The following is a 13,694-nucleotide window of genomic DNA, read 5'->3' on the forward strand; positions in this document are numbered from 1 at the left end:
CATATGTTTTCTCCTTTTGATTTTCATTATTACAGGATGTGGACGAGAAAAGGGATTTACTCTGAAACATCCTAACATTTTACTTGTATCTGTAGATACTTTGCGGGCTGACCATTTAAAGTGCTATGGTTATCCATTTGAAACTTCTCCATTTATAGATAGTATTGCAGAAAGGGGGGCACTGATAAAAAATGCAGTTTCAGTATCTCCTTCGACCCTTCCCTCCCATACTTCTCTCTTGACATCTCTCATTCCAAGAAAACACGGCGTCGTGAGGAACGGATATATTCTTAGCAATAATCTTTTAACTCTTCAAAAGATTTTGAAGAATGAAGGATTTACAACTGCTGCCTTTGTCAGTTCTTATGCGTTAAGCAGTAATTTCAATTTTAACCAAGATTTCGATCTCTATGATGAAAAATTTGATAAAAATAGGTATCCTGGTCAACAAAAAATTGAACGGGCTGCAAATAAAACAACAGATGCAGTAATAAAATATTTAAAAGAATATTCTGCCAAAAAGCCTTTTTTTATTTTTTTACATTACATTGATCCTCACTGGCCTTATTCTCCACCTCCAAATTACTCCAGATTATTCAATCCATCTTACAGAGGTAATTTTGATGGAGGTATGAAATCAATTTACAGTCTAAGGTCAAAACTTGCTAAAGGCGAGACAGTTAGTGATGAAGACAAAAAACAGGCAGAAGCGTTATATGACGGTGAAATTCGATTTGTAAATGATCAATTCAAAAAATTGTTTTCTGAATTACAAAGTGAGGAGAAATTACAACACACAATTATTGTCTTTACGGCAGACCATGGAGAAACTTTCTTTGAACATGATGGCTATTTAGACCATTCTCCAAGAGTTTATGAAACAACGATACATATTCCTCTAATCTTATATTATGAGCCGAAAATAAAATCAGGTATAAAAATAAATAAACTTGTAAGTAATATAGATATCGCTCCTACTATTTTAGAGTTAGCAGGCATAAAAATTCCCGATGAATATGAAGGAAAATCATTTGCAAATCTACTAGTAGGAGAAAACGAAAAAGGATCAAATAGAGAACAATTATATGTGTTTAGCGAATCAACGAGAAAAGCTCCTTATCTTGAAAATGGCGTAAACGAATATTTGCTCAAAGCAAAAAATAAATGGCCCAATGATCCTTTTGCAAAATCTATAAGAGGCAGAAAATGGAAGTATATTGAAACGCCCTATCTCGGAAGGGAAGAGTTTTATGATATAAAAAACGATCCTAACGAAAGAAACAATCTTATAAACAGCAATGATAATAGAATTAAGTCAGAAATAGTAAGGTTCAGGAATCTTTTGGATTTCTATAAAAAGATATATGTACCGCCGGCAGTAAAATACATAGATAGGAAAAGTATTGAGAATCTTAAAAGTTTAGGATACATAAACTAAAAGAAGTAAAGAAGAAGAAAATTATTTTTTTCTATTTCCGAACTCCCTATGTTGTAGCGCAAGCAGTGTTACAGGTGATAATTTATATTTTATCATTCAGTACCAAGAAGAGAATAGAAGACACACAGTTTCACTCACGCTTCAGCCATTAAATAAACTGTCCTTTCAATTGTCAGAAGGTTGAAGATTTTTGATTCCAATTATCTTGAATGGCGTAGAAGCAGAACTATAATCTTTTAATGAATCTTCGGGACAATGTTCCAAACAATTCAATATGACACAAACCCTATATTTTGACCTCTAACAAAAAATTTTTTTAGGGAACAATTTCCTTTCAACTTCTATTTGCCCGGTCTTTCATATTTGAAAAGGCAAACAGCCGCTCCGCGCGCCTGCGCGCAAAGGATTTCACCTTTTGTTCCCGGAAATGCCGCTTTTGTTGCTTCAATATCCATTTCACATATTACATGGCAGGGCTCATCAAAACCATATTCCTTCGCCATACCCATTACAGGACAAACCTTCTGAATCTCAAGGACAGCATCAATTCCTTTATTTGAGATGTCAACTACTTCCATCTCCATACCAATCTGCTTATAGAGAGGAATTGCTTTAGAAAAGCCATCGGCAAGGGTTGTGTTTTCAATCAGTGGTCCCATATTCTTCTTCTGCCTTTCAGGATAACCCTCAAAAAGAGTGTCCCATGCTTTCTGCTCACCTTCTGCATCCATAATCTTTTTGTATGTTTCAAATTTTTTCCTGAACATCTCCAACGCTTGGTTTTTATCTTGCGGCATATCTCTCCTCCTTTTTTATTTTAAATTTTTGTCCATATTACATAATTTAAATCTTAAAATAAACTTTTTTTGGCTGTATTGTTGATAAATTTTTCAGTAGGTCTATCTTTATCTTTGCTGTTACTCAAAAACTTGTCATTCCAGTCAGCATATACACAATAATGAATATCGAAATATCCGACATATTTGCCGTGAACAAAATCAAGACTTTCACCGCAAATGAGAGTACTTGATAAAGTCTTTATGCCAAAGGAGAAACCCATCTCGTCTATTAGATATTTTTTAAGGTCTGACTTTATTTTTAAGCTGAAAAAATGTAGATAATAGACCGCATCAGAAGAGTGAGAAAAATAAAGGAATAAATTTGGACAATTCAATATGAACGAAGTGAAATCAAAAAAAGTCGTTGTAGCAATGAGCGGAGGCGTGGACAGCTCGGTTGCCGCTTACCTTCTCAAAGAAAAAGGTTATGAGGTCATTGGGATATCACTACAGCTATATGACCAAACCTGTTACACAGGGAAGGATTTTGGCACCTGTTGTTCCATTTCGGATATTAAAGACGCCCGTCGTGTTGCGTCAAAACTTGGCATTCCCTTCTATGTGGCAAATTTTGAAAAAGAGTTCAGAGAAGAGGTAATCGAACATTTCCTCGATGAATATTTTTCAGGGCGCACTCCTAATCCCTGCATTCTTTGTAATAGAAAAATCAAGTTCAAATATCTCCTTAAACGAGCAATGGAAATAGGTGCATCCTATCTTGCAACAGGACACTACGCACAAATCGTGAAAGATGAAAAAAATGGAGAATATTTGTTGAAAAAAGGGGTGGACAAAAACAAGGACCAATCTTATTTCTTGGCAGGCATTGGGCAAGATATATTGCAAAAATTGATTTTTCCTGTGGGTAATTTAAAGAAAAATGAAGTTAGGGAGATTGCCAAAAAAGGGAAACTGCCGGTTTGGGAAAAAAGAGAAAGTCAGGAAATCTGTTTTGTGCCATCAAACAATTACAGGGAATTTCTGAAAAAAGAGCGTCCCCATTCAACAGGAAAGGCTGGAAATATTGTAACGAGTGATGGGAAAGTAATAAGCACTCATAAAGGAATTGAAAATTATACGATTGGACAGAGGCGTGGCTTGGGTATTGCGGCAGGCAAACCACTTTATGTAATAAGAATCAACACGAAAAAGAATGAAATTGTCGTTGGAAGCAAAGAGGAGTTATACAAAAGAGAATTGGTTGTAAGAAACCTCATATGGCATTCCAAAAAGGATATTCCCAATAAAGGTGATAAAGTTGAAATCAAATATCGATACAGAAGCAGCAGCGCGCCGGCAGAAATAGTATCTCTTTCCAAAGACAAACTTAATGCAAGATTTACCACTCCTCAAAAATCATTGACACCGGGGCAAGAAGCAGTTTTTTACAGGGGTGATATGGTTTTGGGCGCAGGCACTATAGAGGAAGCCAAATGAAACGCGAAAAAGTGAAGATAATCACGCTTGGATGCGCCAAAAACACTGTCGATTCAGAGGTATTGGCAGGAATTCTCGAAAACAACGGGATAGAAGTTGTCGAGGATTCCGCTCGGGCAGAAACTGTCATAATCAATACCTGCTCTTTTATAGAGAAGGCACGGGAAGAATCAATCGATGTAATTCTTGAAGCAGCTTTGGAAAAAACGAATGGAAACATCAAAAAATTGATTGTGGCAGGATGTATGTCTGAAAGATATGGGCAACAGCTTGCCGCTGAAATTCCCGAGATAGACGAAATATTGGGGATTGATGAAATTCCAGAAATACTCAATTTTTATAAGGGCAGTAAAAGAAAAAGAGACATTATTAGTAGAAAATCACAATTTTTATATGACCATACAATACCGCGCAAAAAACTTACTCCGCCCGGAGTTTCCTATATCAAAGTTTCAGACGGCTGTGATAACAGATGTGCATATTGCGCCATTCCCGCAATCAGGGGAAATCTACGGTCAAGAAGTATTGAATCAATTTTGAATGAAGCAGAAAATCTCGCAAGAAACGGCACAGTGGAAATCAACCTTCTTGCAAATGATTTGACTTCATTTGGGAAAGATAAGAATGAAGGAGAGAATTTGGCCAGTCTTCTCTCAGCATTGAGCAATATTGAAAATCTGAAATGGATACGCCCCCTTTATCTTTATCCATCAAGAATAGATGAAAAACTCATTGAAACAATCGCCTCAAAAGTGAACATATGCAATTATTTCGATATGCCTATTCAACATACAGACAACACGATTCTTCAAATGATGGAAAGAAAATACAAAATCGAAGAGGTAAAGGAAACTATAAACAGAATCAGAGCTATCATACCTGACGCAGTTTTCAGGACAACATTTATCACAGGTTTTCCTGCAGAAACAGATGAGCGCTTTGAAAGAATAATAGAATTTATCGAAGAGATGAAACTCGATTGGATTGGAGTCTTTGCATACTCAAAGGAAGAAGGCACAAAAGCGAAAAATCTCACACCGCAAATCCCCTTAGAAAAAGCAGAAGAAAGGGCAATGAAAATTGAAGAGGTGCAAAAGAAGATATCTGCAGCAAAACTTGCCTCTTTAAGAGGCAAAAGATGTGAAGCAATTATCGAGGCACAAACATCTGAAAAGAATATCTATGAAGGTAGGATTCGCTCACAAGCCCCTGAAGTAGATGGGATGGCATTCATTAGCGGTGAAAAGCTTGAATGCGGAAAAATCTATACGGTAGAAATCGATGACACCCTCGACTTCGATGTTTGGGCAACTGTCTGTAATGATTAAAGCATTAGGAAAAAATAATTTTTTTTAGATGACTGCTTCATTCATCACTTTAAAAAAACTACCTATTTATCTTTCTTCAAATAATATAGCGTAGGAAATCCTTCTTTTTTATTTGTCATTTATTACAGATGTAAATCACGAAATCAAATTTGCAATCGCAAAAAACCCATCTGTCAATCACACTCGAGCGAATCGGCTGTTAGAAAAGAGATGTCTGATTGTCTGGAGGAGGCTCGATGCCAAGATGTGTATATGCAAGCTTCGTCGCAGTGCGGCCTCGAGGAGTCCTTTCAAGAAATCCCTTCTGTATCAAAAAAGGCTCATACACATCCTCGATTGTATCTTTCTCTTCATTTATTACTGCTGAAATCGTTCCCACTCCAACAGGCCCGCCATTAAATTTTTCAATTATTACCTTCAAAAGTTTTCTATCAAGAGAATCGAGCCCTTGGGAATCGATTTCGAGTTTGTTCAGTGCGCTGTTGGCAATTTCCTCGTCTATTGTTCCGTCGCCTTCAATTTGTGCGTAATCCCGAACTCTTCTCAACAGGCGGTTTGCGATTCTTGGAGTGCCGCGAGAGCGTGAAGCGATAACATATCTTCCTTCATCAGTGATCTTGACACCAAGAATTTTCGCTGAGCGGCTTACAATGGCTGAAAGCTCATCCTCGTTGTAAAAATCAAGCCGATGTTTTATTCCGAATCTTCCCCTCAATGGTGAAGTCAAAAGTCCTGCCCTCGTTGTTGCACCAATGAGAGTAAAACGTGGAAGTTTGAGTTTCATAGAGCGAGCCGCAGGGCCCTGCCCTATTACGATGTCAACCTCGAAGTCCTCCATTGCAGGATATAACACTTCTTCTATCGTCCTGTTGAGACGATGAATTTCATCGATGAAGAGAATATCCTTTTCTTTGAGATTGGTAAGTATAGCTACGAGGTCGCCCTGCCTTTCTATGACAGGACCTGAAGTGGCTCTAATATTGACACCCATCTCACGGGCAATTATATAAGCAAGGGTAGTTTTGCCCAATCCGGGAGGTCCCCAAAAAAGGCAGTGGTCAAGGGCTTCCCCTCTTTTTTTTGCCGCTTCGATAAAAACCTTGAGGTTTTCCTTTACATTCTGCTGTCCAACATAATCATCAAAGGCAGAAGGACGCAGAGTAAGGTCAAGCTCTTTTTCTTCGATTTGTAATTCTTCCTTCTTCATTGTTCTATTTCTTCGAAATTATTTCTTCTCCAAGACTTTTAATATTATAGAATATAACGCTTTTATAAAAAAAATTTTATTCACTATGTTTTACAAGATACTTCAACGATTCTTTCAACAACTCCTCAACAGAAATGCCATCAGCACCATTTTTAGACGCCTTTGCAACTGCTTTTTCAGCCATACTCTTTGAATATCCCAGATTGATTAAGGCAGAAACTACATCATCCGTCAATTTAGATTTTAAAACTCCCTTCCCCTCTTCTGCTTTCCTCCCTTCACAAATATCTGCTGAAATCTTGTCCCGAAGCTCATATATGAGCCGCTCAGCAGTCTTCTTCCCTACGCCGGGAATAGAGTTTAAAAGAATAATGTCGCCTTCCCTTATCGCCTCTGCAATCTTTTCAGTTTCAGCGCCAGACATTATATTTATTGCCAACTTCGGTCCTATCTTCGAAACACTGATGAGTGATTTGAAAAGCGATTTTTCCTGAGGCGTAAAGAAACCGAAAAGCTCAAATGCGTCTTCGCGAATATGAGTATGCACTTCCAACAATACTTCACTTCCTACTTCAGGCAATTTATAGAATGTAGAAAGAGGAATAAACACCTCATAGCCAATTCCATTGACATCTACCAATACCTGATTGGGCTTCTTCGACTCAAGGATTCCACGAATCTTGCCTATCACTCTTTTTCACACCCTTCCAAAAATTTGTTCATCTTGCCATTTTCAGTCGTTCTTCCGTTTCTCTGCTGTGAATATGGCAGATAGCCACAGCCAAAGCGTCTGTGATGTCAGGAAGCATCTTCTTGTCAGGCAAATTGAGCATCAATTTCACCATATGTTGGACCTGTTCTTTTGTGCCTCTTCCATATCCGAGAACGGATTTTTTAATCTCCGTAGGCATATATTCGGCTACAGGAATGCCGCTCTTTTCTATGGCAAGAAGAGCGACTCCGCGTGCATGTCCAAGTTTTAAAGCTGATTTGGCATCTCTTGCAAAAAAGAGGTTTTCTACTGCCGATTCATCAGGGGAATATATTTCTATAACTTTGATCAATTCATCGAAAATATTATTGAGGCGCAGAGACAGACTTTTTTTTTCGGAAGTTCTAACTCTGCCGGCATAGAGACATTCCATACCTGAACCATTTTTTTCAACGATCCCGATCCCTGTAACGACAGTTCCCGGATCTATTCCCAATACTCTCATTTGGCAGACTGCCTCATATCTGATCCTGCAAATTTTTCATTACTTCATCGGGAATATCGAAATTGGAATAGACATGTTGGACATCATCATGGTCTTCGAGGACATCCATCAATTTAAGTACTTTAAGCGCTTTATCACCGTCAACCTTTACAGTGTTTTTAGGGACCATCGTAATCTCTGCATATTGCATTGGAATTGAAGCATCGTTCAAAGCCTTCTTCACAGACTCAAAACTTTCAAGGTCCGTTACAATTTCATATATATCATCTTCTGTTTTCATATCTTCAGCACCGGCTTCTATTACTTTTTCCATAAGTGCTTCTTCATCTGCCTTGCTTTTTTCCACATGAATGAGTCCTTTTTTTTCAAACATCCAGCTCACACATCCGGCTTCACCAATATTGCCGCCGTGCTTTGAAAAGAGGTTTCTAAGTTCAGCAACTGTTCTATTTTTGTTGTCAGAAAGGCATTCTACAAGGACGGCAATTCCTCCGGGACCATACCCCTCATATTCAGCCTGTTCATATGTAACTCCGGGCAGTTCGCCTGTGCCTCTCTTGATTGCCCTCTGTATATTGTCATTAGGCATATTAGCACTGCGCGCCGCAGCTATTGCTGTGCGAAGGCGGGGATTCGCTTCAGGATCACCACCCCCAAGACGGGCGGCAACCATAATTTCTTTCTGCAGTTTTGTGAACAACTTTCCCCTTTTTGCATCTTCCTTACTCTTCTTATGCTTTATTGTTGACCATTTTGAATGTCCTGACATCTTTCATACCTCCAAAATTGTCCAATGAATGATTGATTCGTTAGATAATAAACTATTTTTCAACTAAACTTTCCTTCAAATTATCCCTTAATTTCTCAAGGAACAATTCATCTCTTATTTTTCTGCCCTTCTCATCTCCCACATAAAAGACTAAAACAGCTCTAATTCCCTCTGTAATTGTGCGGGCAAGCCGAATATCAAGATTCATCAATGCTAAAACCTTTGTTATATCGTAAAGGAGGCCCAATCTGTCCTTTGCCTGCACTTCTATAATGGTATCTGTTTCCGACGAATCGTTGTCTATTTCGACTACATCCTCAACTTTAACTATATCAAATTTCCCGTCTGTTATGTATCTTTTTTTTCTGCTTAATATTGTTTCAATCTTGGTCCTCCCCACGAAAACATCCTGCAAATCTCTACATACCTCCTCCCAGACTTCATCATCATCAACTGGTTTGCCATTGATAAATGTACACTGAAGGGTGTCAACTGCATATCCTTCTTCATTCGTAAAAATCTGTGCACCCAAAATAGCTATCCCTTTTGATGAAACTACTCCACAAAGATTTGAAAATGAGCCAACTTTACCCTCGAAACATACCAGAAAATCGGTTATTCCTGCTTTATCATTTTGAAGCGCCTTCCAAGTCAATACTTTGTTTTCTTTCTTCAACTCGTTAAGCAAAAGATAATGGGTATATATACGGCTTGCAAATGTTGAAAAGCTGTAGCGCTGGGGAAGTTTCGACAAGAAGGTTTTCACCTCCTCTTCTGTAATCGTGCCGCCAGATTTTTGTATTACCTTGCCGATTACCTTCTGCATCTTTCTGCGATTTTCTTCATCATGGACAATCTTTTTATGAAGGCCTCTTTCAAAAAATTTGCTTGTTTTAATATAAAGCGTTTTGATCAATTCCTTTCGCCAATCATTCCAAGAATGAGGCGAAACTGAGCTTATATCTGAATAGGTAAGGATAAGAAGCATCCTCAATTCTTCTTCATTCTCAACGGCATCGGCAAAATTCCCAAGCACTACATCATCGGAAAAATCTCTTTTTTCTGCTGTGTGCATCATCAACAAATGGTTTGACACAAGTTTTTGAACAACAGCGGCATCATCTTCATTTAGCTCCAAGCGTTCCAAAATTTTAGATGTAATTTCTGCTCCTCTCTCAACATGGCCTTTACCACCTGATTTTCCTATATCGTGAAGTAGAATTGCAAAGCGCAGAAGGTCAATTCTCTTAATCATTCTGCAGACATTGTATAAAAGTTCATCATAAATGGTTTTCCCTGTCAAAAGCTCATCAACTTTTTCAAGTGCAAGGAAGGTGTGCTCATCCACTGTATAATGGTGGTAAATGTCAAACTGCACAAGACAATCGAGCTCTTCAAATTCGGGAATCAATCTTCCAATAACTCCCAACTCATTCATCAAACGCAAAAGCCCTGTAATCGATTTTTTGGAACTTAAAATATCGAGAAAAATTGAAGCCGATTTTTTCATCTCATCAGGGGTAGCTTCTATATCCTTCACAGTTGAAGCGATGAATCTCCTCAACCTTTCACTAACCAAAACATTATGATGCTCAACATATTTAAAAACTTCGAAGAGCGATGAAAGAAGTGTAAATTTTGGAAGTTCACCTGCACGGGGCAAATACAATTTGTTGTCAATCAGGATAAGTCCATTTTTCATCTTTTTTTGATGAAGAATCTTTTCCCTCTTCTCACTGGGAGCTCTTTTTTTCAGCATTTTTCTGATGTAGAGAGTGCATATCTGGGCTATTGATTTTGCGGACGAATAATAATCTTTGAGAAAATGTTCTACTGCCGGCTTGTTGCCTATTCTTTTATAGCCAAGATTTTCAGCAATCTTGGATTGATATTGAATCGATAATACATCATTTTTTGATGTGGAAAGATAATGCAAATCATTTCTCACCTTCCATAAGAAACGAAAAGATTTAATAAGAGTCTCCTTTTCCTCGGCTGAAAGAATAGGAATCTTATCGAGGTCATTGATTGTTTCGATTTGTCCTGACGCTTTTGAAATCCAGTATATAGTGTGGACATCTCTCAATCCGCCGGCCCCCTCTTTAACATTTGGCTCGAGCACTTGGACGATCCTTCCAACCTCTTCATAGCGCTCATTACGGTCAAGAATTTTTTCCCGAAGAAAAGCATCAATACGCCTATTTATGATCTTTTTTCTGAAATTAGATATGAATTGCTTGAAAAACTTTTCATTTCCTAAAAGAAATCTTGATTCAAGCAGTGATGTCATCGACTTGAAATCATTCTGTGCCATTTCTTCACAATCCTTGGTACTTCTGATGCTGTAACCAAGGTCAAATCCAATGTCCCACAAGATATGGAGAATTTCCTGATTGAAATTTATTAAAGGGTCGCCCCCTTCAAAAAAAAGGAGCATAATGTCCAAGTCAGATTTTGGACTGAGTGTTTGTCTTCCGTATCCTCCAAGGGCTACAACTGAAACTGTATCTATTTTTGAAGTAAAATGTTTTTTTTCTGCAACCTCAAAAAAGACATCTCTCAAAATCCCGTCCCAGAGGCAGCTGATGGCATTACTTAGAGATTCAGGCGGCGCACCGTCATAGTGCATTTCTTTTATCTTTTCCGTGCCTATGCGCAGCTTATCTTTGTAATACGATACTATCTTTTCATCAATCATTTCCTGCCTTTCAAAATGCTTGTCTTTATCTACTATATATGCCCAAAACTCCTATTATATAATTATCTTTTATCACAATTTAAGAAAAATCACAGTCTTACTTTAGTCAATACCTTCTCACAAAAGCTGATATTTTTATAAATCAGTTTTCCATAGGGTAACAATGAATTTTAGGATAAGCTGATAGAATGGTGAATTAAACTTCAAAGATGTCTAATACGCCTCATTTACCGGAAGAATAGAGGTTGCCTTTGTATTTTGAAAGAGAAGACACATATTCAGAAATACCATTACATATACCTTCTGCTATTAATTGGCGATACTGGGGAGATGCGAGATTTCTTCCTTCTCTCGGGTTTGTTATAAAGGATATTTCAACGAGTATGCTTGGCATATTTGCCCCGATTAAAACATAAAAAGGAGCTTTCTTTACGCCAAGACTCTTTATATAGCTGTATCTTTGCGAAAGTGTGGCAGGCAGGTGATTCTGCACTATTCGCGCAAGTGTGCTGGATTCACTGATTTTTGTATTCTTCATTAAATCTTTAAGTATGTCCTGAAGGTCGCTTATATTTTTCGTCGTTGCACTGTTTTCACGGGCGGCAACTTCGATAGCATAAGGGTCATTTGTCAAATTCAAATAATATGTTTCAATCCCGGAAGCTCTAATGTTCCTGCTTGCATTGGCGTGAATCGAAATGAAAAGGTCGGCGCCTCGAGCATTTGCAATTGCTGTGCGCTCTTCCAAAGGGATAAAAATATCCCTATCACGCGTCATAATCACATTGAGATTGTATTTCTCTGTAATCAGTTTTTTAAGACGCCTCGCTACATCGAGAACAACATCCTTTTCACGAAGGCCGTTTATTCCAATTGCGCCGGGGTCTTTCCCCCCATGCCCTGCATCAATGACAATTGTATTCACACCCAAGCCAAGCTGGCGAAGAAGACTTACGCTTCCAGATTCCTTTTTCACAGTTTTGGTTCCCTTTTTTTGAAGAATCGGCTTTTTGTAAACTTTTTCATTTTTCGCAACATCTCTTCTGATTCCCATAAAATCAACAACGACGCGAAAGGGATTATTCAAAGAAAAGACTTTGTAATTCTGCAACTCTTCAACATCCATTATAACCCTTACTGTCGTAGGCTTGTAATAAAGGGAGCGTACATTTTTCAAGATTCCGTCTTTTATGACAAATCTTTTGGCAATAAGCTCTTTTGACAAATAGGAATCATAGATATCGATGTAGATTCTGTCAGACTTATCTACGCGATGCACCTTATATCTTGCGCCCTTATTCATATCTATTGCGACACGGCTGTAATCATTGCCTGAAAAATGTCTTATTCGCTCAATTTTTGAAAGTTTTGAAAGGTCATATTTTCTTTGAAAACCCAGCCAAGAACAGGCAGAAAAAGAACATAAAACTGCTATTCCCAAAAACAAAAGGGATATATTTTTCGATTTAACTTTCATTTTCATTCTTTGAGAAGCTCACGCTTTAATTTACACTAATAGTATTATTATTCTTTATCTATGACTGGGCTGTCAAGAAAAGGGAAGTCGATGAAGGATTTTTGATCCTTTCGAGTTAAAAAAAATCCCCCACATTTTAGACAATGTGGAGGATTTTTTGATGATTTGATCAGCTGTTATTTTCTTCTAAAAAAATATAGTCCTGCTAAACCTGCCCCAAGAAGAAGAAGGGTAGAAGGCTCGGGTACTGGATTTGCAGATATTGCCCAAAGCGCTTCACCGGTTACCTCATTATTTTCTCCGTCACCTGCATAGTTTTCCCATCCGCCTGTTGAGAGCTGGACAGACTGTAAATACTGAGATGCCCTATCTATGACATTGCCATATCCGCCAACTTCCTTCAAGGCTAAAATAGCATATGCTGTCTCTTGAACAGTTTCATTTCCTTCATTGGGATTCAAATAATTTGAATTCCAAGTAAAACCGCCTGAAAGACCGATCTGATAACTTGCCAAAATATCAGCAAGATCATTGATATTGCTTGCAGCGGCATGTTCTCCTGCTATAGGGTCATAATCTTCACCGACTGTTGCAAGACCAAATATTGCGCCGGCAAGCCCAACCACATCGTAGTAGGCACTGCCATCGAGCTCATCGATTTCAGCTTTCGTTCCATTGATCCATTCCGTTGTATCTGCGCCAACAGCCGCCGCACCAACAATTCCAATGCCTATGTCCCATGCCGCAAGATTTGCAATACCCTGACTTTCTCTCGATGTCCTAATAAGGTTTATATATCCAGCAGTATCGTAAAGTGTACCAAGCCCTTTGCGGTTATAGGTGCCTGCGGCTAACTGGTCATAAAAATTAGCTTTCACAAAATCAGTATTTGCTGTGCCGCCGAGAATGCTGTCCAATTCCGCCGCAATGTATCCGTCTGATGGAGAAAAATAACCTGTGGGTTTTGATTGGAAATAAGCAGCGGCATCTTGTAAAGCAGACAACATAGCTGGATCTCCTGTCACCCTGTATGCTTGTGCCAACCCCATAGCTATCGGACCAATTATATTTTCGTAAGTTGGCGGGGCATTTAAGGGCCATCCCCAACCACCATCTGTGTATTGAGTTGCGGCAAGACGACTACCGCCATTTTGCATTACAGTAAAAACATTAGCTTCTGCAGAAATTGCTGAAACCAAAATGAGAATAAAAATAACTAATATAACTTTTTTCATAAATATCGCTCCCTTAAATCAAATAAAGCTTTAAATAATAGGTATAAGC

12 protein-coding genes are annotated in these 13,694 nt (G+C 38.3%); 3 read left to right on the top strand and 9 right to left on the bottom strand.

Annotation, left to right across the window (positions count from 1 at the left end; translation table 11 throughout):
• Nucleotide 1 precedes the first annotated feature (1 nt).
• Complete coding sequence (locus tag D6734_13040; protein RMF92084.1) at nt 2–1,438, top strand: hypothetical protein; 1,437 nt, start codon at nt 2–4, stop codon at nt 1,436–1,438.
• A gap of 341 nt (nt 1,439–1,779) precedes the next feature.
• On the opposite strand, the gene D6734_13045 is transcribed toward D6734_13040, so the two are convergent.
• Nucleotides 1,780–2,235 carry a transcriptional regulator gene (locus tag D6734_13045; protein RMF92085.1) on the bottom strand — a complete coding sequence of 152 codons (456 nt, stop codon included), beginning with the start codon at nt 2,233–2,235 and terminating at the stop codon, nt 1,780–1,782.
• A 53-nt stretch (nt 2,236–2,288) separates the two neighbouring features.
• Nucleotides 2,289–2,498: a hypothetical protein gene (locus D6734_13050; protein RMF92086.1), complete on the bottom strand. Its 210-nt coding sequence runs from the start codon at nt 2,496–2,498 to the stop codon at nt 2,289–2,291.
• Between the two features lie 115 nt (nt 2,499–2,613).
• Here D6734_13050 and mnmA point away from each other — a divergent pair, with 115 nt between their 5' ends.
• Together mnmA and rimO are read left to right on the top strand one after the other, a co-directional pair.
• Nucleotides 2,614–3,714: a tRNA 2-thiouridine(34) synthase MnmA gene (mnmA, locus tag D6734_13055; protein RMF92087.1), complete on the top strand. Its 1,101-nt coding sequence runs from the start codon at nt 2,614–2,616 to the stop codon at nt 3,712–3,714.
• Nucleotides 3,711–5,042 carry a 30S ribosomal protein S12 methylthiotransferase RimO gene (gene rimO / locus D6734_13060; protein ID RMF92088.1) on the top strand — a complete coding sequence of 444 codons (1,332 nt, stop codon included), beginning with the start codon at nt 3,711–3,713 and terminating at the stop codon, nt 5,040–5,042. Before mnmA ends, rimO begins: the two co-directional genes overlap by 4 nt.
• A gap of 199 nt (nt 5,043–5,241) precedes the next feature.
• On the opposite strand, the gene ruvB is transcribed toward rimO, so the two are convergent.
• From ruvB to D6734_13095, 7 genes are all read right to left on the bottom strand, one after another.
• Nucleotides 5,242–6,249, bottom strand: a complete 1,008-nt coding sequence (gene ruvB, locus D6734_13065) for a Holliday junction branch migration DNA helicase RuvB (protein ID RMF92089.1) — start codon at nt 6,247–6,249, stop codon at nt 5,242–5,244.
• Between the two features lie 76 nt (nt 6,250–6,325).
• Nucleotides 6,326–6,940: a Holliday junction branch migration protein RuvA gene (ruvA, locus tag D6734_13070; GenBank protein ID RMF92090.1), complete on the bottom strand. Its 615-nt coding sequence runs from the start codon at nt 6,938–6,940 to the stop codon at nt 6,326–6,328.
• A gap of 28 nt (nt 6,941–6,968) precedes the next feature.
• Entirely contained in the window at nt 6,969–7,466 is a 498-nt protein-coding gene (gene ruvC, locus D6734_13075) for a crossover junction endodeoxyribonuclease RuvC (GenBank protein ID RMF92091.1), read from the bottom strand.
• Between the two features lie 13 nt (nt 7,467–7,479).
• The gene (locus D6734_13080) at nt 7,480–8,235 is read right to left on the bottom strand and encodes a YebC/PmpR family DNA-binding transcriptional regulator (protein RMF92092.1); all 756 of its coding nucleotides are present in this window, start codon (nt 8,233–8,235) and stop codon (nt 7,480–7,482) included.
• A gap of 52 nt (nt 8,236–8,287) precedes the next feature.
• Nucleotides 8,288–10,933, bottom strand: coding sequence for a [protein-PII] uridylyltransferase (gene glnD, locus D6734_13085; GenBank protein ID RMF92093.1), 2,646 nt, complete (start codon nt 10,931–10,933; stop codon nt 8,288–8,290).
• Nucleotides 10,934–11,156: 223 nt separating this feature from the next.
• Nucleotides 11,157–12,416 carry an N-acetylmuramoyl-L-alanine amidase gene (locus D6734_13090; GenBank protein RMF92094.1) on the bottom strand — a complete coding sequence of 420 codons (1,260 nt, stop codon included), beginning with the start codon at nt 12,414–12,416 and terminating at the stop codon, nt 11,157–11,159.
• A gap of 170 nt (nt 12,417–12,586) precedes the next feature.
• Entirely contained in the window at nt 12,587–13,417 is an 831-nt protein-coding gene (locus D6734_13095; protein RMF92095.1) for a PEP-CTERM sorting domain-containing protein, read from the bottom strand.
• Between the last annotated feature and the right edge of the window lie 277 nt (nt 13,418–13,694).

Source organism: Candidatus Schekmanbacteria bacterium (assembly GCA_003695725.1).
Taxonomy (GTDB): Bacteria; Schekmanbacteria; GWA2-38-11; order GWA2-38-11; family J061; genus J061.

Excerpts from the sequence above, each read along its gene's own strand:
- glnD (RMF92093.1), bottom strand. The coding sequence starts at position 10,933 with ATGATTGATGAAAAGATAGTATCGTATTACAAAGATAAGCTGCGCATA.
- mnmA (RMF92087.1), top strand. The coding sequence starts at position 2,614 with ATGAACGAAGTGAAATCAAAAAAAGTCGTTGTAGCAATGAGCGGAGGC.
- D6734_13080 (RMF92092.1), bottom strand. The coding sequence starts at position 8,235 with ATGTCAGGACATTCAAAATGGTCAACAATAAAGCATAAGAAGAGTAAG.
- D6734_13090 (RMF92094.1), bottom strand. The coding sequence starts at position 12,416 with ATGAAAATGAAAGTTAAATCGAAAAATATATCCCTTTTGTTTTTGGGA.
- D6734_13045 (RMF92085.1), bottom strand. The coding sequence starts at position 2,235 with ATGCCGCAAGATAAAAACCAAGCGTTGGAGATGTTCAGGAAAAAATTT.
- D6734_13095 (RMF92095.1), bottom strand. The coding sequence starts at position 13,417 with ATGTTGTCTGCTTTACAAGATGCCGCTGCTTATTTCCAATCAAAACCC.
- ruvB (RMF92089.1), bottom strand. The coding sequence starts at position 6,249 with ATGAAGAAGGAAGAATTACAAATCGAAGAAAAAGAGCTTGACCTTACT.
- D6734_13050 (RMF92086.1), bottom strand. The coding sequence starts at position 2,498 with ATGGGTTTCTCCTTTGGCATAAAGACTTTATCAAGTACTCTCATTTGC.
- rimO (RMF92088.1), top strand. The coding sequence starts at position 3,711 with ATGAAACGCGAAAAAGTGAAGATAATCACGCTTGGATGCGCCAAAAAC.
- ruvC (RMF92091.1), bottom strand. The coding sequence starts at position 7,466 with ATGAGAGTATTGGGAATAGATCCGGGAACTGTCGTTACAGGGATCGGG.